The sequence below is a fragment of the Flavobacterium sp. 38 genome, assembly GCF_057799715.1.
Genome location: NZ_JBYNWZ010000002.1, coordinates 113,010 through 134,250 on the forward strand (window position 1 = coordinate 113,010; position 21,241 = coordinate 134,250).

General features: G+C 34.4%; 16 protein-coding genes. 9 read left to right on the forward strand and 7 right to left on the reverse strand.

What is annotated here, in order from left to right:
• The first annotated feature begins 244 nt into the window (after positions 1-244).
• Complete coding sequence (locus tag AC3E9W_RS05715) at positions 245-1,492, forward strand: MFS transporter (RefSeq protein ID WP_488767426.1); 1,248 nt, start codon at positions 245-247, stop codon at positions 1,490-1,492.
• A 260-nt stretch (positions 1,493-1,752) separates the two neighbouring features.
• Positions 1,753-3,972: a B12-binding domain-containing radical SAM protein gene (locus tag AC3E9W_RS05720; RefSeq protein WP_488767428.1), complete on the forward strand. Its 2,220-nt coding sequence runs from the start codon at positions 1,753-1,755 to the stop codon at positions 3,970-3,972.
• Here AC3E9W_RS05720 and AC3E9W_RS05725 read toward each other — a convergent pair.
• A complete protein-coding gene (locus AC3E9W_RS05725) occupies positions 3,969-4,733 on the reverse strand; it encodes an MBL fold metallo-hydrolase (RefSeq protein WP_488767430.1) in 765 nt (254 codons plus the stop codon). The two genes, AC3E9W_RS05720 and AC3E9W_RS05725, sit on opposite strands and share 4 nt — an antisense overlap.
• A 95-nt stretch (positions 4,734-4,828) precedes the next feature.
• On the opposite strand from AC3E9W_RS05725, the gene AC3E9W_RS05730 reads away from it, so the two are divergent.
• Positions 4,829-5,134 (forward strand): GIY-YIG nuclease family protein, encoded by a 306-nt coding sequence (locus AC3E9W_RS05730; protein WP_488767431.1) that lies wholly within the window; start codon positions 4,829-4,831, stop codon positions 5,132-5,134.
• A 306-nt stretch (positions 5,135-5,440) separates the two neighbouring features.
• On the opposite strand, the gene AC3E9W_RS05735 is transcribed toward AC3E9W_RS05730, so the two are convergent.
• Positions 5,441-6,127 (reverse strand): response regulator transcription factor, encoded by a 687-nt coding sequence (locus tag AC3E9W_RS05735; RefSeq protein ID WP_488767432.1) that lies wholly within the window; start codon positions 6,125-6,127, stop codon positions 5,441-5,443.
• Positions 6,124-7,389: a sensor histidine kinase gene (locus AC3E9W_RS05740; RefSeq protein ID WP_488767433.1), complete on the reverse strand. Its 1,266-nt coding sequence runs from the start codon at positions 7,387-7,389 to the stop codon at positions 6,124-6,126. Before AC3E9W_RS05740 ends, AC3E9W_RS05735 begins: the two co-directional genes overlap by 4 nt.
• A 164-nt stretch (positions 7,390-7,553) precedes the next feature.
• Between AC3E9W_RS05740 and AC3E9W_RS05745 the strand changes: the two genes are divergently transcribed.
• Both AC3E9W_RS05745 and AC3E9W_RS05750 read left to right on the forward strand, forming a co-directional pair.
• Positions 7,554-7,970, forward strand: a complete 417-nt coding sequence (locus tag AC3E9W_RS05745) for a DUF1573 domain-containing protein (RefSeq protein WP_488767435.1) — start codon at positions 7,554-7,556, stop codon at positions 7,968-7,970.
• A 343-nt stretch (positions 7,971-8,313) separates the two neighbouring features.
• Complete coding sequence (locus AC3E9W_RS05750; protein ID WP_488767436.1) at positions 8,314-9,894, forward strand: L,D-transpeptidase family protein; 1,581 nt, start codon at positions 8,314-8,316, stop codon at positions 9,892-9,894.
• 202 nt (positions 9,895-10,096) lie between these two features.
• On the opposite strand, the gene AC3E9W_RS05755 is transcribed toward AC3E9W_RS05750, so the two are convergent.
• The gene (locus tag AC3E9W_RS05755; protein ID WP_488767438.1) at positions 10,097-10,606 is read right to left on the reverse strand and encodes a C40 family peptidase; all 510 of its coding nucleotides are present in this window, start codon (positions 10,604-10,606) and stop codon (positions 10,097-10,099) included.
• A gap of 217 nt (positions 10,607-10,823) precedes the next feature.
• Here AC3E9W_RS05755 and AC3E9W_RS05760 point away from each other — a divergent pair, with 217 nt between their 5' ends.
• From AC3E9W_RS05760 to bglX, 3 genes are all read left to right on the forward strand, one after another.
• Positions 10,824-11,924 (forward strand): SGNH/GDSL hydrolase family protein, encoded by a 1,101-nt coding sequence (locus AC3E9W_RS05760; protein WP_488767439.1) that lies wholly within the window; start codon positions 10,824-10,826, stop codon positions 11,922-11,924.
• Positions 11,914-13,296, forward strand: a complete 1,383-nt coding sequence (locus AC3E9W_RS05765) for a sialate O-acetylesterase (RefSeq protein ID WP_488767441.1) — start codon at positions 11,914-11,916, stop codon at positions 13,294-13,296. The genes AC3E9W_RS05760 and AC3E9W_RS05765 overlap by 11 nt, the downstream gene beginning before the upstream one ends.
• Positions 13,297-13,501: 205 nt before the next feature.
• Positions 13,502-15,799, forward strand: coding sequence for a beta-glucosidase BglX (bglX, locus tag AC3E9W_RS05770; RefSeq protein ID WP_488767443.1), 2,298 nt, complete (start codon positions 13,502-13,504; stop codon positions 15,797-15,799).
• 298 nt (positions 15,800-16,097) lie between these two features.
• Here the strand turns inward: bglX and AC3E9W_RS05775 are convergent, their stop codons facing one another.
• A complete protein-coding gene (locus tag AC3E9W_RS05775) occupies positions 16,098-16,298 on the reverse strand; it encodes a DUF433 domain-containing protein (RefSeq protein WP_488767445.1) in 201 nt (66 codons plus the stop codon).
• Positions 16,299-16,722: 424 nt separating this feature from the next.
• Between AC3E9W_RS05775 and mgrA the strand changes: the two genes are divergently transcribed.
• Complete coding sequence (gene mgrA / locus AC3E9W_RS05780) at positions 16,723-17,679, forward strand: L-glyceraldehyde 3-phosphate reductase (protein ID WP_488767446.1); 957 nt, start codon at positions 16,723-16,725, stop codon at positions 17,677-17,679.
• 107 nt (positions 17,680-17,786) lie between these two features.
• Here mgrA and AC3E9W_RS05785 read toward each other — a convergent pair whose 3' ends face one another.
• Positions 17,787-19,766: a retaining alpha-galactosidase gene (locus tag AC3E9W_RS05785; protein ID WP_488767448.1), complete on the reverse strand. Its 1,980-nt coding sequence runs from the start codon at positions 19,764-19,766 to the stop codon at positions 17,787-17,789.
• Between the two features lie 174 nt (positions 19,767-19,940).
• Complete coding sequence (locus tag AC3E9W_RS05790; RefSeq protein WP_488767449.1) at positions 19,941-21,230, reverse strand: glycoside hydrolase 5 family protein; 1,290 nt, start codon at positions 21,228-21,230, stop codon at positions 19,941-19,943.
• Between the last annotated feature and the right edge of the window lie 11 nt (positions 21,231-21,241).

Consider the following 21,241-nt stretch of genomic DNA (forward strand, 5'->3'; position numbering starts at 1 on the left):
CAGTTAAAAACGCTATTAACAATTGCTTAAGAATTGATTTTTAATTTTTGTTTTAAAACGCCTAAAATCAAGTTTTTAAAATGAAGTGAAATGTGTTGTTTTTAAATCGAAATCACATTGTATTTGTTAAAAAAGCATAAGTGTTTTAAAACTAATTCTTGTAAACATGAATTATTAATAATGAAACTATATTTTTGCAATAAAAAAGTTATATCTATTTTAAATGAAGCCTAAACAGAATTCTTTGAGACATGTCCTTTTCGGAAGTCTTATTGGTACTACAATCGAATTTTTTGATTTTTATATTTATGCCAATGCAGCCGTATTGGTTTTTCCACAATTATTTTTTCCGAGCTCAGATTCGACAATGGCGACTCTGGAATCTTTAGCAACTTTCTCTATTGCCTTTTTATCGCGACCATTGGGATCTGCATTTTTCGGACATTATGGCGATAAGATTGGACGTAAATTTACGCTTGTTGCGGCTTTATTAACAATGGGAATTTCGACCGTAACGATCGGATTTTTACCAAGTTATGAAAGCATAGGAGTTGCGGCGCCATTATTATTAATGCTTTGCCGATTCGGACAAGGTGTTGGTTTAGGAGGAGAATGGGGAGGAGCCGTTTTATTGGCGATAGAAAATGCTCCGCCAAACAAACGCGCGTGGTACGGAATGTTTCCGCAATTAGGAGCTCCAATAGGATTGCTGCTTTCGGGAGGAACTTTTCTGCTACTGACAGATTCTATGAGTAATGAAGATTTTATGAATTACGGCTGGAGAATTCCTTTTATTGCCAGCGCCCTTTTAGTTATTGTTGGTTTTTATATTCGAACAAAAATTACGGAAACACCTTCGTTTGAAAATGCTAAAAAAGAGGAAGAAGAGGTAAAAGTGCCATTTTTAGAACTGGTAAAATCATATAAAAATCAATTGATTTTTGGAACACTTGCAGCCATAACAACATTCTTGGTTTTCTACCTAATGACGGTATTTACATTAAGCTGGGCAACTTCTGATTTAGGAATTGTAAAAAGAGACGGATTATTAATCCAATTGTTTTCAGTATTGTTTTTTGCCATTTTTATTCCAGTTTCGGCAGTAGTGGCAGATAAAATCGGACGTCGTAAAATGCTTATTGCAGCGACTGCTGCTATTGCGGTTTTCGGATTTTTCTTTTCTTATTTTTTAAGTGAAGGAAATATTACTCTAGTTACGATTTTTGCCTGCATCGGAATGTCTTTAATGGGATTTACTTATGGTCCGTTAGGAACTTTTTTATCCGAATTGTTTCCAACCAATGTTCGTTATTCTGGAGCTTCGTTGACTTTTAATATGGCTGGAATTCTTGGAGCAGCTTTTGCACCAATGATTGCAATTTGGTTAGCTAAAACGTATGATGTGAGTTATGTGGGCTTTTATTTAGTCGCTGCTGCGCTGATATCTTTAATTTCATTTTTGGTGATTAGTAAGGACGAACATAAGTTTTAAAAAGAGAAAAAGAAACTATTAATATGTAGAACCTCCAGTTTTAATTGGAGGTTTTTTTGTATCGAATCCGAAGGATTCAAATGTTTATAACATAAAGATTGCGTTGTACATTCGACCCTTTCAGGGTCGTACTCACCGTGACAACTCTTTTCTATAAACATTTGAATCCTTCGGATTCTTTTCTTGAAATAAAGCAATAAAATCTTTTCACCAAAAAGTCGCCAATATCCCGTATTTTTGCAAAAAAAAATAATTCCCTTTTGAAAACGAAACTTTTTGTAATCACGCCACCATTTACCCAACTGAATACCCCGTATCCGGCAACGGCGTATATAAAAGGCTTTCTAAACACTAAAAATATCGAATCGGTTCAGGCAGATTTGGGTATTGATGTGATTTTAGAACTGTTTTCTAAGAAAGGACTTATTGATTTGTTTCAGGTTTCAGAATTTAAAGTTTCAAGTCTTGAAATCTCTGATAATTCTAAACGAATTTTTGCACTTCAAGATGAATATATCAAGACGATAGATTCTGTAATTCAATTTTTGCAGGGAAAAAATCCAACTTTGGCTTTGCAGATTTGTCAGGAAGATTTTCTGCCAAAAGCTTCTCGTTTTGCACAGTTAGAAGAACTCGATTGGGCTTTTGGAACCATGGGAACGCAAGACAAAGCAAAACATTTGGCTACTTTATATCTTGAAGATATTTCAGATTTTATAGTAGAATGTGTTGATGAAAATTTTGGTTTTAGTCGATATGCTGAACGTTTAGGACGAAGCGCTAATTCTTTTGATGAATTATATGCTGCTTTACTGCAAGAGCCAACATACATCGATTCAATTTTAATTTCGATTTTAAAAGAAAAAATAGAAGCTGTAAAACCAACTTTGTTTTTGATTTCTGTTCCTTTTCCAGGGAATTTATACAGTGCTTTTAGATGCGCACAATGGGTAAAAGAAAATCATCCTGAAATAAAAATTTCGATGGGAGGCGGTTTTCCTAATACGGAATTGCGTTCGCTTTCTGATAAACGTGTTTTTGAATTTTTCGATTTTATTACTTTGGATGATGGTGAAGTTCCAATTGAAGAATTAATTTTTAATTTAGAAAATCCAGATATTGTCACTTCGAGCGAAGTCGAGAAGCGCTTTAAAAGAACATTTTTATTAGAAAATGGAGAAGTGGTTTACAAAAACAATTCTCTAAAACACGATTATAAACAAGCTTATGTAGGAACGCCTGATTACTCCGATCTTCCTTTAGATAAATATATTTCGGTTATAGAAATTGTAAATCCGATGCATCGAATGTGGAGTGACGGGCGCTGGAACAAACTGACCATGGCGCACGGCTGTTATTGGGGAAAATGTACGTTCTGTGATATTTCTTTAGATTATATAAAAGTATATGAGCCTGTTGCGGCAAGTTTGCTTTGCGACAGAATAGAAGAATTGATCGAGAAAACAGGTCAAAACGGATTCCATTTTGTTGATGAAGCTGCACCGCCAGCCTTAATGCGTGCTTTGGCTCTTGAAATTTTAAAAAGAAAATTAGCTGTAACGTGGTGGACGAATATTCGATTTGAAAAAAGTTTTTCAAAAGATTTGTGTCTTTTGCTAAAAGCTTCTGGCTGTATTGCTGTTTCTGGAGGTTTAGAAGTAGCTTCGGACCGATTATTAAAATTAATCGATAAAGGTGTAACGGTTGAACAAGTGGCAAAAGTAACCCGAAATTTTACTGAAGCCGGAATTATGGTTCATGCGTATTTGATGTACGGATATCCCACACAAACAATTCAAGAGACTATTGATAGTCTAGAAATGGTTCGCCAGTTGTTTGAAGCGGGAGTTTTGCAGTCTGGTTTTTGGCATCAATTTGCTCTAACTGCTCATAGTCCAGTTGGATTGTATCCAGAACAATTTGGGGTTACTAAAAAAACAGAAGCCATAGGAACTTTCGCCAATAACGATATTGAATATACTGATTCTACAGGAATCAATCATGATAAATTTAGTTTTGGCTTAAAGAAATCGCTTTTTAATTTCATGCACGGAATTTGTTTTGATTACGAATTGCAAGATTGGTTTGATTTTAAAATTCCGAAAACCAAAATTCATCCTGATTTTATTTTTAATGCCTTAGAAGAACAAAACGATTTCAATACCAAACCAAATGCAAAAGTAGTTTGGCTTGGCGGAAAACCTTCTGCATCTGCATTTACAAAATCAAAAAAAGGAAGAAGTTGGGAAATGATGTCGCTGACTTTTCACGACAAAAAAGAAAGTTTTGATATTCAAACCAGTAAAGAAGAAGGCGAGTGGCTAGTTTCTATTTTATCGAAAATAAACGTTTCTGGAGCTAAAAATTATACTTTTCAAGAAGTCAAAAATGACTTTGAAACTTCACTTGAAGATTTTGAATTGTTCTGGTATTCTAAACCTGTCAATACTTTAAGAGAATTTGGATTATTGGTCCTTTAATATTCAATACATTCTCCATCATTCGGAATAGAAGTTTTATTCAAAAGACCATGATCTGAAAGTGCAGTTCTCAATTGCAGTCTTGTTGTCGGACAATGATTTAAAGCTTCTAAATGATTAGCGAGAACTTTTCCCGGAGCAAGTGTAGCAAATTTCAAAATATCATCCATTCGCATTAACAGCGGTTGTCCAAAATCTAATCTTGCGGTACCACAGGCAACAATAGATATGTCCGGTTTCAATTGGGTTAGCACTTTTTCTACGTGTTGTGTAAAAATAGTGTCAGAGCTTATATAAACCGATTTTTGATCTGCCAATTCAATAAGAAATCCCATAACATTTCCCATCAATTTGGCTACAAAACCATAACCGTGAATAGCAGGAATTCCAGTAATTTTTCCGTCCAAAAACTTTTGTGGTTCCCAATATTCCAAAGTCTGAATTACGCTAAGACCTCTTTGGACTAGAGCTTTTTCATCTTTAGAACTGCAGATAACGGGAATGCTTTTTCGTCTTAAAAAAACTTCTCCCGCTTTGTCGATATGATCAGGATGCAAATGCGTGATCAAACAATGTGTAACACGACTTAATATCTCACGGCTGTTTTTTGGCAGCGCGACTAAAGGATTTCGTTTCGGTTTGTATCTGAAAATAGTAAAAGGCGGAATTGTTTTTCTTTTACCTAACATTGGGTCAACTAAAATGACATGCTTTTCTGTTTCAATTACCAAAGTGGCATTTCGCAAATGATGTAATTTCATATCCGAGAAAATTAGATATTAAAAATACAAAGTTTTTAGAAAAAATATTTACAGATTTTTCTTTATTTTTAGCAGAATTGTTATTATTTAATTTTATGTATTTACAAGAAGGTTTTCATACCTATTTCATTTATATTTTGACTAATAAAGCTAAATCTGTTTTTTATACTGGTGTTACTAACGATCTTAAAAAGAGAATACAAAAGCATAAAGACAATATTTTAGTACAGAATAAAACTTTTGCTTCAAAATATAATGTAGAATTTTTGCTTTACTACGAAAAATTTACTTGGATTCAGGAAGCAATTGCTAGAGAAAAAGAGATAAAAGGTTGGACAAGAGAGAAAAAGCTCGCACTAATCAAAACGATGAATCCTGATTTAGAATTTTTAGAATATTAATTCAGAATCCTAATTTAAGTCAAGTTTGTCATCCTGACGTAGGAAGGATCTCCGCAAGAAACTCCGCAATGTAAATCGACAAACTTTGTCGAGCTACTTGCGTAGATTCCTCGTTCCTCGGAATGACAAATCGTTGTGGTTATTCTGTGTGTTAAGATATTTTAAGTCTAGTTTGTCATTTCTGACGAAGGAAGGATCTCCACAAGGAACTCCGCAATGTAAATCGACAAACTTTGTCGAGCTACTTACGGAGATCCTTCCTACGTCAGGATGACAAATATTACGTGTTAGGATAATGCTCAGAATTTACCCAATAGAAAACCGAAACCCAATTCCGTGGAGGTTTTCAATCGAAATTCCCTGTTCATTGGCTAAGATTTTACGCAGACGCGAAATAAAAACATCCAAACTTCTTCCCATAAAATAGTCGTCGGTTCCCCATAAAGAGGTTAAGATTTGCTCTCTTTTTAAAACTGAATTTTTATGATCTAGAAAAAGTTTTAATAATTCAGCTTCTCGCTGAGTTAACCCAACTTTTTCTTCATTGTTGAAAAGAATAAAGTTTTTCGTGTCAAACTGATATTTTCCTACTTCGTAAATTGTTTTTGTTTGCGGAATGTTTTTCTGAGAACGCTTTAAGAAAATCTCAATCTTCAATAATAATTCTTCGATGCTGAAAGGTTTTACCAAATAATCATCGGCACCCAAACGCAGGCCTTTAATTCGGTCTTCTTTTAAAGTTTTAGCCGAAAGAAAAATAATAGGAACGTCAACATCTATTTTTCTAACCGCTTCTGCAAGTTCAAAACCGTCCATTTTTGGCATCATAATATCAAAAATGCAGATGTCAAATTCTTCTTCTTCAAAAATTTTAAGCGCCGATTTTCCGTCAGAACAATGAATAACTTCATAATTATTCTGCTCCAAATTGTCTTTGGTTAAAAACGCAAGAGTTTCGTCGTCTTCGGCATAAAGTATTTTGAAGTTTCTCATTTTTTGTAAGGAATTGATAAAGTTAAGGTAACACCTTTTTCTTGATTATTTTCGGCTTTTATTTTCCAGTTTTGCAGACTGCATATTTCTTTTACATAGTATAAACCAAGTCCAAACCCATTAACTTCATTGCTCTTTTCATTTTGAACTCTATAAAACTTATCAAAGATAAAAGATATTTTTTTAGGATTAATCCCAATTCCATTATCAATAAACTCCAGTTTTAGACAGTTATTATCTTCGGTAATTTTAATAGTAACTTCTGGCTTTTCGTTACAGTACTTTATCGCATTATCCAGCAAATTGTAAACTAAATTGGCAAAATGAAAAGTATCTGTCTCTAATACATAATCTTTAGATGAAGATTCAATTTTGATGGAAGCATCTGGATATTTCAGCTGAATATTTTCGATTGTTTCTTCAATAATAGGAACAATTAAAACACTTTCTTTCTTGATTTCCAAAGGCGCATAATCAGATTTTGCAATATTTAGAATTTTCTCAATATGCCCGTTTAACTTATTTCCTTGATTGATAATAATATCTGTATACGTATAAAGTTTCTTGTCTTCTTTAATTGGTTTTTGTTCAATCAAATATTTGGACGCAATAAGTATAGAAGCCAACGGCGTTTTAAACTCATGCGTCATATTATTAATAAAATCACGCTGCAATTCTGAATATTTTTTATGCTGTAAAAGGGTAAAAATCGAATAAACATAAATCAGTAAAATCAGAATTAATGCCGTTGAAAGAATAAACCAAAATCGCATCGAACTAAATAAATAAGTCGTTTCATTTGGGAAACGAACAGCGAAATAATAAACCAGATTTTTATGCTTAGGAAAATAAACCGTCTTTTTGCATTCGGCCTTTTTCTTATAAAGCGAAATATAATCTCCATAAATCATTTCGTCGCTTTGACAGTTGTACATCGCATATTCAAAATCGGTCGTGATATTCATTTTTTTGAATTCTGTTTTCAAATAAAATTCTAAAATATCAGGCTCAAATTCGTTATCGACATTTACGATATAATAATCATTTGCAATTTTCTGTACCGGATTCTGTACTGGAAGTTCGTGATTCGTTCCTTCGTATAATTTTTTAGCCACTTCAAGCAAGGCAATATGCGCTTTCTGGCTCAGTTTTTTTTGTTCAATTGTAAAAGCCTCTTTTGTCCATAACAATTGTGCCACCAGAATACTAATGATGGCTACCAATCCTAAGATAATGATGCTGTTGAGTTTATTAATTTTCAAGAATAGGAAATTTTGAGAGTGTAATATTAATGAATTTTAACCTGAAAATAAGCGATTAACAAGTCATTAACAAACGTTTGAAACCAGTTAACAGCGATTTGAATTTGTCTGAATTATCTTTGTAATATCAAGTTGAACTAAAAACCATTTTAAATATATCAGTTATGAAAATGATCAAAATTTCGATGTTAGCTTTGGCGTTAGGCCTAATGTCTTTTTCAGCAATTGCTCCAGTACAATCTTTAGTTTCAGAAACTAAAATTGTTGCAGAAGCTGGATCTACAATTGTTTGGAAAGCAGAAACAATTGACGTTGGACAAATTCCACAAGGAACTCCAAAAGCAATTGTTTACGAATTTAAAAATACAGGAAAAACAGCTGTAGTAATTAAAAACGTGCAAGGATCTTGCGGATGTACAGCTACAGATTATACAAAAGAACCAATTCAGCCAGGTAAATCTGCAAAAGTTACTGCAACTTACAACGCTGCAAACAAAGGTGCTTTTACAAAAACAGTTACTGTAACAACTAGTGCAGAAACAACACCAAAAGTACTTACTTTAAAAGGTACGGTTATCTAAGATTTTTAATAGGTTGGTTATATGGCAAAAGCTCCAGACATGAAAATTGTTTGGAGCTTTTTATTTATTGCTTTGTCTACAAATTTTTACCGCAAAGAACACAAGGATTTTTTAATTAAGGTTTCGCAAAAGAGTAAGTTCTCGAAGCTTTGACACATAAGCTTTGCGAACTTAAATTATTTAAGAAGAAAAATGTTTTCGATAAAAAACCTTTGCGCTCTTTGCGGTTAAAAAATAATCAGCCAGTAAGAAAACACATTCCCTTTAAATATCAAGTGTTAAGTTTAGTTTCTAAATTTTGATTTAATAGAATTTTTTTTACTTTTAATGAAAATTATAAGCTATGAAAATTTGGTATTCGCCTCTTATTGCAGTTGTGTTTTTTGCTTTTTTTTCGTGTAATTCTAAAGCAGATAAAAAAGAAGAAAATTCAATAAAAACAGTTGAAAAAATTCCAGAATTAAAACTTACAATCGACAGCGTTCGCATTGCAAAATTCTATGAAAATTATCCGAAATTGGATAAATTTAAAGGTGATGTAACTTCTCTATATCAAAAAAATAAATCGACTCAATTGTGGCAAGATAATAAAGGAATTGTCGAATTTGCCAATACTTTATTCAATCAATATAAAAATTTGGGTGAGGAAGGATTAAAAACCAATTATCCGTACAATGAACAGCTGAATTCTGTTTTTGAAAATAATCCAGCTAAAAAACTTTCCAAAGAAGATACAGATTTACTGCTTTCTAATTTGTATTATTTCTACGCCGAAAAAGTGTATGCAGGTTTTGACGAAAAAACTAGTATTTCGTTAGAATGGCTTTTACCGCGAAAAAAGTTCAACTACCAAGTGCTTTCTGATTCTATTTTTAAAAAATCGACCATTCTTGACGATAAGAAAAGAAAGATGTTCAGCCAGTATTACAAACTTCGTGATGCACTGAAAGAATATCGAGAAATTGAGAAAAATGGAGGTTGGAAAACTATTGAAATCGGAGAAGATTATAAAAGCTTAAAAGTTGGAGATTCTTCAAATACAGTTGCACAGATTAGAGAAAGGCTTTTTGTAACCAAAGACATTAAAGAAGATACTAAAAGTGCGATTTGCGACACGACTTTGATAAAAGCGATTAAGAATTACGAAATTCGTCATGGTTACGCGCCAAAAAACATCATTTTAAAAGAGCATATTAACGATTTAAATATTCCAGTTTCTGAGCGTATTAAAACCATTATTGTCAATATGGAGCGCTGCCGTTGGATTGATCCAGAATTGGAGAAAGGGCAGAAATATATTGAAGTCAATATTCCTGAGTTTAAATTGTATTTAATTGAAGACGGTAAAATTGCTTTTACGTCGGCAGTTGTGGTTGGAAGAGCCTTGACAAAAACCGTTGTTTTTAGCGGAATGATGAATAATATTGTATTCAGTCCGTATTGGAATGTGCCGCCGAGTATTATCAAAAGCGAAATCAAACCTGGAATTGCTAGGGATAAAAATTATTTAGCAAAGAAAAATCTGGAGTGGAATAATGGTGCCGTTCGTCAATTGCCTGGAAAAAACAATTCTTTAGGCTTGGTAAAATTTTTATTTCCGAATTCAAGTAATATTTACCTGCACGATACACCTTCAAAAAGTTTGTTCGAAAGAGAAAGCCGAGCGTTTAGCCACGGCTGCGTGCGTGTTGCAAAACCAAGAGAATTGGCTATCGAATTATTAAAACCAGATCCAGCCTGGAATCCAGCAAGAATAGATAAAGCCATGCACGCCGGAAAAGAAAACTGGTATACGCTTAAGAAAAAAGTACCCGTTTATATCGGCTATTTTACCGCATGGGTTGACCGCGAAGGAAATTTAAATTTCTACAAAGACATTTACAGCCGAGATGAAAGTTTGATAAAATTATTGACTGAAGAGTAGTTTTTTAAACCACAAATTACACAAATTTTCGCAAATTTCTTTTTTTGCCACTCCCGATAGCTATCGGGATAAAAAGATTTCACAGATTAATCTTTTTTAATCCTTTTAATCTGTGGCATATTTAATCGTAGCGAAATAAAATTTGTGAAAATTGCGGTAAAAAGAAATTCGCGACAATTCGTGTAATTTGTGGCTAAAAAAGCTATTCAGACAAAACATCAATACACTTATAAAAGCGTTTGGTGTAATGTTCGGTATCGAGCGCTGTAATTGTAACTTGTTGTGCTTTTCCAGAAGAAGCATGAATAAATTTAGAATGCATTCCGTTGGCTTCGCAGATTATGCCGAGGTGTCCAATAATGGTTTTGTCTTTATAACCATAAAAAACTAAAATATCGCCGACTTTAAAGTCTTCAGGTTTTACCGTTTTTCCTAAATTCTTATAAGCGCCAGAACTTCGCGGAAGCGTTAATCCAAAATTTTTAAAAACATAACTTACAAATCCCGAACAGTCAAAACCTTTTTGCGGATTACTGCTCGCATATACATAAGGAGTGCCCAAGTATTTTTTAGCGTAAACAATGATAGAATCGCGATTGATTTCAGTTTGAATTTTAGTGTTTGAAACGGCTGTTTGAGTTTCTTTCTTTTTTAAGGTAAAAGAAGAAAGCAAAATAGCAGAAATTAAAAATAATAATACGCGCGATCTCATTTTTTTAGTTTTATATCAATTTTAAACGCTAAATATAAACTGTTATTTTATTTTAAAAAGAACAAAAACACCCTAAAAAATACAAATAAGCCAAGTTTGTTTTCAAATGATGTGTTTATGTGGTGTTTTTTTATTGCTTTTTGACATTTTAGTATCTTTCTAGATATTCTCTTTCCAATATATTTGTGAATCGTATTTATATTTTAACAAATAAATTATGTTTCTCAAAAAAAGAGCACTTTTAATTTTGTTTTTGCTGATTTCGGTCCTTTTGACATCACAAACCCAAAATACCAACAAAACTTTCTTATACGAAGGAAGAGTCGAAAAATTGCAGAATGATCAAGTCATTTTAATCGGAACTGCGGCTTCGGTTTCATTCAATTTTACAGGAAATGAATGTTCGATTTCTCTTCAAAGTGTTGATTCTTATGAGCATCATAATTATGTTCAGTTGGTTTTAGATGGGAAATACATAGGAAAGATTAAAATCGAAAAAGGAGCAGTGCAATCTTTTCCAATTAAAATTAATTTAGAAAAAAAAGAACACCGACTAGAAATCTATAAAAATACCGAAGCACAAAGCGGTAATATTTTATTTGCTGGAACTACAGCAAAACTGACTTCGATTTCATTTAAAAAGAGAAAGAAAATCGAATTTATTGGTGATTCTATTACATGTGGTGCTGCGAGTGATCCTGCTGATGTTCCTTGCGATAAAGGCGAATATATGGATCATCATAACGGTTATTATGCGTACGGACCAAGAATCGCGAGAGAAATTGGAGTTGATTATTTAATGAGCTGTGTTTCTGGAATCGGAATGTACCGCAATTGGAACGACGAGAATAAAGACGAGGCCATAATGCCTGATGTTTATCAGAATCTCTATTTAGCGAAAGATGCTTCTAAGCCAAAATATGATTTTGCTTTTCAACCTGATATTATAAGTATTGCGTTAGGCACGAATGATTTTTCTGGCGGAGATGGAAAGAAAGAACGTCTGCCTTTTAATGCTGAAAAGTATGTTTCGAATTACATTAATTTCATCAAAATGCTTTACGAACACAATCCGAATGCGCAGATTGTAATTACAAACAGTCCGATGGTGGGCGGTGAACGTGGCGTTGTTTTCGAAGATTGTCTGAATAAAGTAAAAGCCGCTTTCGCGAAAGATAAAAAGCACAAAGAAATTCAGATTTTCAAATTCAAACCGATGACACCAAAAGGTTGTTCTGGACATCCAGATGTTGAAGATCATAAAGTTTTGGCAGATGAATATGCTCCATTTTTAAAGAAGTTACTAAATGAAAAATAATATCTATAAGTTTGTTTTCTTTTTATTGATTTCCAGTACTATGATGGCAAACGTGGCTCTTCCGAATATTTTTGGTGATAATATGGTTTTACAGCGCAACTCCGAAGTTAAAATTTGGGGCTGGGGAAATCCTAAAGAAGAAATCAAATTGGTTTCTGGCTGGAACAATCAGGAATATAAAACCGTTACCAATAATCAGGCGAAATGGGAATTGACGATTAAAACTCCTGAAGCGGGTGGGCCTTTTACAATTTCTATAAAAGGTTATAATGAAGTAGTTTTAAAAAACATTTTAATCGGCGAAGTCTGGCTTTGTTCGGGACAATCGAATATGGAAATGTCTGCAAGCTGGGGAATTGACGATGGCGAAGAAGAAATGAAAAATGCCACGAATCCAAACATTCGTTTTTTTACGGTTCCGAAATTAACCGCGACAACACCGCAAAATAATCTGTTGGGAAATTGGACAGAATCGACTCCAGAAACCATGAAATATTTTAGTTCAATTGGTTACTTTTTTGCGAAACGCCTTCGTGAAGATTTAAAAAATGTTCCTATTGGATTAATTTCTTCGAATTGGGGCGGAACTCCAGCTGAAATATGGATGCCCGAAGAAGTGGTAAATAACGATCCGCTTTTATTAGAAAATGCTAAAAAACTAAACGAGCAAGAATATGGGCCAAGACAGCCAGGCCGCGCATACAATGCAATGATTTATCCAATTGTTGGTTTTAAAATTGCAGGAACGCTTTGGTATCAGGGAGAATCGAATGTTGGTTCTTTGGTTTACGATAAAACTCTTGGCGCTTTAATAACTTCATGGAGAAAAGAATGGAAAGACGAATTTCCTTTTTATTATGTTCAGATAGCTCCGTTTAAAACGGGAAGTAATAATTTCTCGAATGTCACGGTTAGAAATTCGCAACGAAAATTATTAAAAGAAGTGAATAATGTTGGAATGGTTTTAACTTCAGACATTTCGGATACTATTGATATTCATCCAAAAAATAAAAAATCGGTCGGAATTCGTTTGGCAAATTTAGCTTTAGCGGAGACGTATAAAACCAATTCCAATTTGGTAAACGGGCCTTTATTTAAAGACATTAAAACCGAAAAAAATAAAGCAATTGTTTCTTTTGATTATGCTGAAGGACTTTATTTTAAAAACAAAAAATCGAATCAATTTGAAGTCGCAGGAGCAGATGGAATTTTCTATCCAGCAGAAGCTTCCATACAAAATAATCAGGTGGTTTTGACAAGTAAGAAAGTAGTTAATCCTGCAAAAGTGAGGTTTGCATGGGGAAATACAACGCAATCAGATTTGTTTAATAAAGCGAATTTGCCTGCTTCTTGTTTTACGAGTGAAGATTAGATTTTAGATTTTAGAATGTAGATTTTAGATTGTCAGGCTGAGCGAAGTCGAAGCCCGCGATGTATGATTTAATCTCGCAAAGACACCAAGTCGCAAAGAAAAAACCTTTGTGCCTTAGCGTCTTTGTGGCAAAAGCAAAAAAAACTTAGAACCTTAGTATCTCAGTACCTTAGAGGCTTAAAAAAAAAACTAACTAAACCACAATATGAAAAATAAAAAAATAATTATTATTGGGGTTTTGTCCCTGTTTACTGTTGGAAATATGAATGCACAGAAGAAACCGTATTTGGATAAAAATAAAACTATTGAACAGCGTATCGATTTGCTTTTGCCTTTGATGACTTTGGAGGAAAAAGTTGGGCAAATGAATCAGTACAACGGTTTTTGGGATGTTACTGGGCCGGCTCCAAAAGGCGGAACAGCCGAATTAAAATACGAACATTTAAGAAAAGGATTAGTGGGTTCGATGCTGACGGTTCGTGGCGTGAAAGAAGTTCGTGCGGTACAGAAAATTGCGGTTGAAGAAACCCGATTGGGAATTCCGTTAATTATTGGTTTTGATGTAATACATGGCTATAAAACGTTAAGTCCGATTCCGTTGGCAGAAGCAGCAAGTTGGGATTTAGAAGCCATTAAAAAATCGGCGACGATTGCTGCAGATGAAGCTTCGGCATCTGGAATTAACTGGACTTTTGGACCAAATGTTGACGTTGCCAATGATGCCCGCTGGGGACGTGTGATGGAAGGCGCGGGAGAAGATCCGTATTTAGGAAGTAAAGTGGGTTATGCGAGAGTAAAAGGTTTTCAGGGTGAAACGGTTGCTGATTTGGCAAAAGTAAATACGATTGCAGCCTGCGCGAAACACTTTGCGGCTTACGGTTATGTTGAAGCGGGATTGGAATATAATATTGTAGATATCAGTAATTCTAAATTATATAATTCAGTTTTGCCTCCTTTTGAAGCGACGGTTGAAGCGGGAGTTCGTACGTTTATGAATTCGTTTAATACTTTGAATGGAGTACCAGCAACTGGAAATGCCTTTTTACAAAGAGATATTTTAAAAGGAAAATGGAAGTTTGATGGATTCGTAATTTCGGATTATGCGTCAATCCGTGAAATGATCGCGCACGGATACGCCAAAGATGAAGCCGATGCAACGACAAAAGCGGTAATTGCTGGTTCTGACATGGATATGGAATCGTATTTATACGTTGCCAAACTTGTCGATTTAGTAAAATTAGGGAAAGTTAAAGAAACTTTGGTTGATGATGCCGTTCGCAGAATTTTACGTGTGAAATTTGAATTAGGTTTATTTGATGATCCGTACCGTTATTGCGACGAGAAACGCGAAAAAGAAGTTGTTGGAAGTAAAGGCAATAATGAAGGCGTTTTGGATATGGCGAAAAAGTCAATTGTTCTTTTGAAAAATGAAAAGAATTTGCTTCCGCTAAAAAAATCTGGACAGAAAATCGCTTTGATTGGCGCTTTGGCAAATGATAAAAACAGTCCGTTGGGAAGCTGGAGAATTGCGGCTGATGATAATACTGCGGTTTCGGTTTTAGAAGGAATGCAGCAATATAAAGACAATCAATTAACTTTTGAAAAAGGCGCTGATTTATTAAAACAAAAAGCAACTTTCTTAACTGAAACTGTTTTTAATACCACAGACAAAAGCGGATTTGAAGCGGCGAAAACGGCTGCTAAAAATGCTGATGTTGTCGTAATGGTTTTAGGTGAATATGGTTTTCAAAGCGGTGAGGGAAGAAGCCGTACTGATTTAAATTTGCCAGGTTTACAACAAGAATTATTGGAAGAGATTTATAAAGTGAATCCGAATGTGGTTTTGGTTTTAAATAACGGACGTCCGTTGAGTATTCCATGGGCAGCAGAAAATGTTCCGGCAATTGTAGAGGCTTGGCATTTAGGAACTCAAACCGGAAATGCTGTAGCACAGGTTTTATATGGAGATTATAATCCGAGTGGTAAATTGCCGATGTCATTCCCTAGAAATGTAGGTCAGGTGCCAATTTATTACAACAAATACAGCACTGGAAGACCAATTGATAGTGATAAAAATGTTTTCTGGTCGCATTATATGGATGTGGAGAAAACGCCTTTATTTCCGTTTGGTTTTGGATTGAGTTATACAAAATTTGATTATAAAAACTTAAAAATTAATAAAACCGCTTTTGCGAAAGGTGAAAAAGTGGAGGTTTCAGTTGAGGTTACCAATTCAGGAAATTATGACGGAAAAGAAGTGGTTCAGTTGTATATTCATGATGAATTCGCAAGTATCGTTCGCCCAATTAAAGAATTAAAAGGTTTTGAATTGGTGAATTTGAAAAAAGGCGAAACGAAAACGGTAACTTTTACTTTAACGGATAAAGAACTTGGTTTTTATAATAATGAAGGAAAATATTTAGTAGAACCGGGAACTTTTAAAATCATGGTTGGAGGAAGCTCTGATAAAGGGTTGACTGGTGGTTTTGAGATTAAGGAATAAAGTTTTTTTGCCACGAAGGCGCTAAGGCTCAAAGATTTTTTTCTAAGCTGTAAGTTTATAATCTCGCAAAGGCGCAGTCCCGAGACTTCGGGAGCAAAGTTTTTTGAATAGCCCCTAGCTTCAGCTGGGGGAAGTTGATTTTAATTAGAAAGGGCTTTAGCCAAACTATCTAAAGTTTGGCTAAAGCCCTTTTAATATTTGCTGTTTTCATCCAGCTAAAGCTGGACGCAATTCATCTTAATTTAAAAAGAAAAGCTTTGCTCCCGAAGTCTCGGGACTGCGACTTTGCGAGATTAATTTAATTTTTAGCAAAAGCAAGAGAAGCAAGAATATGTTCTCTTTTCAGTTCAGGAAAATCTTCAATAATTTCTTCAAAAGACAGTCCCGTTGATAACCAGGAAAGAATATCAGAAACACAAATTCTTGTTCCTGTAATAACAGGTTTTCCAAATCTGATATCTGGATCTATTGAAATTAAATTTTGCCAGTTACTTTCCATGTTTTTTGTATTTAAAGCAAATTTACAAAATTAAAAATGATTTAATATACTAAGTTTTTCGCCACGAAGACGCTAAGACACAAAGTTTGTTTGAATAGCCCCTAGCTTCAGCTAGGGGAACAAAGATTTTAATTATAAAGGGGCTTTAGCCAAACTTTATTTAGTTTGGCTAAAGCCCCTTTACATTACATTTGTATTTTTCATCCAGCTAAAGCTACACGCAATCCATCTTAACTTAAAAAGAAAAACTTTGCTCCCGAAGTCTTAGGACTGCGCCTTTGCGCGATTAATTTAAAATAGAAAATATTTTCTCATGCAGATTTAGCAGATCAAGCGGATTTATTTAATCTCCTAAATCTGCAAAATCTGCGGGAGTTTTTCGTATTTTTAAAATCTATTTAAAACTCCAACCAAAAAATAAAACATGAAATACAGCAGATGTGGCAGAAGCGGATTATTACTTCCTGAAATTTCTTTAGGGTTATGGCATAACTTCGGATCGGTCGATAATTTTGAGAATGCAGAAAGTATCGCCATTGAAGCTTTTGATAAAGGAATTACTCATTTTGATCTGGCGAATAACTATGGTCCAGTTCCAGGTTCTGCGGAAGAGAATTTCGGGAAAATATTGTGGCATAATTTTCAGGGAAATCTTCGCGATGAAATTGTAATTTCTACGAAAGCGGGTTACACAATGTGGAATGGTCCTTATGGCGACTGGGGTTCAAGAAAGTATTTATTATCTAGTTTAGACCAAAGTTTAAAACGAATGAATGTGGATTATGTCGATATTTTCTACTCGCATCGCCCAGATCCTGAAACACCCGTTGAAGAAACGATGATGGCTTTAGACCACGCGGTTAGAAGCGGAAAAGCATTGTATGTTGGAATCAGCAATTATTCGGCAGAACAGACGAGAGTTGCAGTGGATATTTTGAAAGAATTAGGAACGCCATGTTTGATTCATCAGGCGAAATATTCGATGTTGGAACGTTGGGTAGAAAATGGACTTTTGGATGTTTTAGAAGAAAAAGGAGTAGGCTGTATCGCGTTTTCGCCTTTGGCGCAAGGACTTTTGACAGATAAATATTTAAACGGAATTCCTGAAAATTCGCGCGCGCATAATCCAAACGGGCATTTGAGAGAAGATGAGGTGACGCAGGAAAGAATTCAGAAATTAATTCAGCTGAATGAAATTGCGAAGAATAGAAATCAGTCTTTGGCGCAAATGGCTTTGGCTTGGCTGCAAAAAGATAAACGAATTACTTCGGTTCTGATTGGAGCGAGTTCTGTAAAACAATTATGTAATAATATTGATTGTTTGCAGAATACAGAGTTTTCAAATGATGAATTGAATGCGATTGAGAAGATTTTATCATAGTGAAATGTAGAGACGCACCGCAGTGCGTCTACGTTTCGTATTAAAAAATAGTAAACCCGACAGGTTTTTAAAACCTGTCAGGTTTCTAAGCGTAAAAAATATTTCATTTATAGAATAATCATCGCCAAACCTCCGCCGTTTGCCAAATGATATTTTATTTTTGAATTAGAATCTACCGTAATAATTTCTCTTTTATAATCAACAGCTGCTTTATCGGCATTTACACCATCAGAGAAAACTTCTGCTTGGAATTTTTTACCTTTTTCAAGGAAAGAAAAATCGATTGTGATATCTCTGGAATCCCAGTTTGTTATGGCTCCTAAATACCAAATATTTCCTTTTTTACGTGCAATCGAAACAAACTTTCCAACCTCGCCGTCCAACGCCACAGTTTCATCAAAAGTAGTCGGAACTTTAGCAATAAAATCGGTACTTTCTTGTTCTTTCATAAAAGCAGTCGGACTATCGGCCATCATTTGTAATGGTGCTTCAAAAATCGTGTACAAAGCCAATTGATGGCATCTTGTTCCCTGACTCATTGGTGTGGAATGACTTGGTCTAAATTCGCTTTTTGTAGCATTTCGCATTGCACCTGGCGTATAATCCATTGGACCGGCCATCATTCTTATGAATGGAATTGTAGTATCGTATAATGGAACATCATCGTTTGGTGTCCATTTATTATTTTCTAAACCTTTAACACCTTCAAAATTTAAAATATTAGGATATGTTCGTTGAATTCCAGTTGGTTTGTACATGCCGTGGAAATCCAAAATCAATTTATAATTGGCCGCTTTCTGCGAAATATCATAAACCGAATTGACCATTTTAGCATCGTCACGATCCAAGAAATCTACTTTAAAACCTTTAATTCCTAAATCGGCATAATTTTTTAAGATGCCGTCTGTGTTTTTGGTGAGAGCCATCCATGAACTCCACAAAATAATACCGACATTTTTTTCTTTTCCGTACGCGATCAAAGCTTCCAAATCTACATTCGGATTGTGTTTCATGATGTCTTCTTCCAAACTCCAGCCTTCGTCTAGAACTACATATTCGACTTTGTTTTTCGAAGCAAAATCAATATAATATTTATAGGTTTGTGTGTTAATTCCAGCTTTAAAATCGATGTTGTAAATATTCCAATCGTTCCACCAATCCCAAGCCACTTTTCCAGGTTTGATCCATGAAATATCTTTTATTTTTGAGGGTTCGGCTAATTTCTGAACCATATCATTATTGGCTAAATCGGCATCATTTTCGGCAATAACAATTGCGCGCCACGGAAAATTTCTGGTTCCTTTTGTTTGAACTAAATAATCGGCTCTTTCAGAAATTAATCGATTAATGTTGTTGAAACCTCCATTAGTTTCTTTTGTTGGATATTTCGAAAAACGTGATTCAAAACCCGATTTGTTTTTATTATTCGTTACAAACAATCCAGGATAATCTTCTAGATTGGCCTCTAAGAAAACGGCTTTTTTATGGTTTTTATAATCAATTAAAAAAGGCAAAAATGCTAAAGTATCTTTGCTGAATTCACTAATTTTTTTGTTTTCATAATGTGCTTCAAAAGAAGAAATATAAGGATCTTTCGGATTTCTTAAATCGCGAACATAAGGCATTAAAGTTGCATAATCCTGATCGAAATTTAAGCTGACATTTTCCCATTTTACTGTAATATTTTTTTTCTTTTTAGTCACAAACCGATACGCTGCACCATCGTCAAAAACGCGATATTCAATGCTGAAATCGTTTTTAAAATTTACAGTCAGCTGATTGTATTGATTTTTTACTGACTTCTTTTTGTACAAAGGCGTTTCAAAAGAAGTATTTACACTTTCTTTCTTCGAATTTAAAACCACAGGATTTTTGCCCAAAACTTCATTTTGATCCAGAGTTAGAGACATTTCCGATGGAGCTAGAATCAAATTTTTTCCACTAGAAAGTGACCATGAAATTTTATCATTCACAGAAACTGTAACTTCAATTTTTCCATCAGGAGAAGTAACCGTAAAATCCTGTTTCTTCTGCGAAAAAGAAATATTTACAAATACGAAACAAAAAAGAACAAATATATTTTTCATGCTGGGTGTTTTTTGAAACCATATAAGTTATATAAGTTTATTTAATAAATTTTGCTGTTTAAGCTTTTTCTAAAATAAACTTAAAAATGGTTTTCTATGGACTTATATGTTTTAAAACCTTCTTTACACAAGCCTATTTAAATGAACTTATATAACTTATATGGTTTAAATATTTTATTTTTTCTTCAATTCCAGATTATATTTTTTTACAATTTCCAAGGTTGATTTGTCACCATTAAAAACAGAATTCAAGCCTTGGGGTTCTTGCGGAGGATCGGTTGTAAAAGGTTCGCCAGGATTCCATTTTCCGTCTGAGTGAATGGCTTTTCCTTCACCGCCGTAGCCCCAGAAATTGGCAGCTTGCAAAGGGCCATTATTTTTGCGACTTTCTACCACTCTTCCAAAAATATAGCTGTAAAACTGATCACGATAAACAGAAGGCGCTCCAGCATTTAGATTTTCATTTTCTCTCGGAAGTCCGAATTCTTCAATAATAATTGGTCTTTTCAAATTGTTAGCCACTTTAATGTGATCGTCAATATATTTCCCAGCGTTTTCAATAGTTTTTGGCATTGTAGCTTCGGCATTATCGGCTTTAAACCAGTTCCAGTTTTTTGGCCAAATGTGCATCGTCAGATAATCAATATTCGGATTTTGATGTGTTCTTTCAAAAATTTCCATGCTGTCGTTTGAACTGTTTTTTCCTTCAGAACCTGTAGAAACCAAATGATTTTTGTCTAAACTATCAATTAAGTCGACAATATTATTGAGCCATTTGGTAAATTTAGCTTTGTTTTCGATTGTAAAAAGTCGCGGTTCGTTTCCGACCTGCCATGCCATAATCGTATTGTCTTCGTTGTATTTCTTTTTAGAATACGCATTTGTTCTGCCAATAATAAATTTGACATGATTATTCAAGGCTTCCATACAAGGTTCGCAACTGTGAAACTGCTCCGTATACGACATAAATTGTGGCCAAGTATTTGGCGGAATAGCAGGAACCGGAACGGGACCTTTGCCATTCCATTCTAAATATTGAGACATTCCGCCCGACCATTCCCAGTTATTGGTCAAATACAAAACGGCATACATATTACGTTTCTGCATTTCATTCAATAAAAAATCCAATCCGTCCAATAAATCTTCATCATATTTTCCTTGCTCGTATTGTAAAGCTGGACGAACGGTAAAATCGTATTTTCCTCCATCAGCTCCAACCAAAACACGAAGATTATCGATTCCATTTTTCTTCATGAAGTCTAGTTCGCGTAAAAGTCTTTTACGGTCGCCAATTTTTTTAGACGCCAGCATACTTCCGTACCAATAATTGGTTCCAATATAAGCGTATGGTTTGTCGCCTTTATAAAATTCGTTTCCTTTTACAGTGATTTTTTCCTGTGCTTGACAAGCGATTACAGTAAAAATCATAACTAGTGAAAGGTTTTTTAGAAGTCTATTTTTCATAATTTATCTTT

Excerpts from the sequence above, each read along its gene's own strand:
- bglX (WP_488767443.1), top strand. The coding sequence starts at position 13,502 with ATGAAAAATAAAAAAATAATTATTATTGGGGTTTTGTCCCTGTTTACT.
- mgrA (WP_488767446.1), top strand. The coding sequence starts at position 16,723 with ATGAAATACAGCAGATGTGGCAGAAGCGGATTATTACTTCCTGAAATT.
- AC3E9W_RS05790 (WP_488767449.1), bottom strand. The coding sequence starts at position 21,230 with ATGAAAAATAGACTTCTAAAAAACCTTTCACTAGTTATGATTTTTACT.
- AC3E9W_RS05775 (WP_488767445.1), bottom strand. The coding sequence starts at position 16,298 with ATGGAAAGTAACTGGCAAAATTTAATTTCAATAGATCCAGATATCAGA.
- AC3E9W_RS05735 (WP_488767432.1), bottom strand. The coding sequence starts at position 6,127 with ATGAGAAACTTCAAAATACTTTATGCCGAAGACGACGAAACTCTTGCG.
- AC3E9W_RS05725 (WP_488767430.1), bottom strand. The coding sequence starts at position 4,733 with ATGAAATTACATCATTTGCGAAATGCCACTTTGGTAATTGAAACAGAA.
- AC3E9W_RS05760 (WP_488767439.1), top strand. The coding sequence starts at position 10,824 with ATGTTTCTCAAAAAAAGAGCACTTTTAATTTTGTTTTTGCTGATTTCG.
- AC3E9W_RS05730 (WP_488767431.1), top strand. The coding sequence starts at position 4,829 with ATGTATTTACAAGAAGGTTTTCATACCTATTTCATTTATATTTTGACT.
- AC3E9W_RS05785 (WP_488767448.1), bottom strand. The coding sequence starts at position 19,766 with ATGAAAAATATATTTGTTCTTTTTTGTTTCGTATTTGTAAATATTTCT.
- AC3E9W_RS05755 (WP_488767438.1), bottom strand. The coding sequence starts at position 10,606 with ATGAGATCGCGCGTATTATTATTTTTAATTTCTGCTATTTTGCTTTCT.
- AC3E9W_RS05745 (WP_488767435.1), top strand. The coding sequence starts at position 7,554 with ATGAAAATGATCAAAATTTCGATGTTAGCTTTGGCGTTAGGCCTAATG.
- AC3E9W_RS05750 (WP_488767436.1), top strand. The coding sequence starts at position 8,314 with ATGAAAATTTGGTATTCGCCTCTTATTGCAGTTGTGTTTTTTGCTTTT.
- AC3E9W_RS05765 (WP_488767441.1), top strand. The coding sequence starts at position 11,914 with ATGAAAAATAATATCTATAAGTTTGTTTTCTTTTTATTGATTTCCAGT.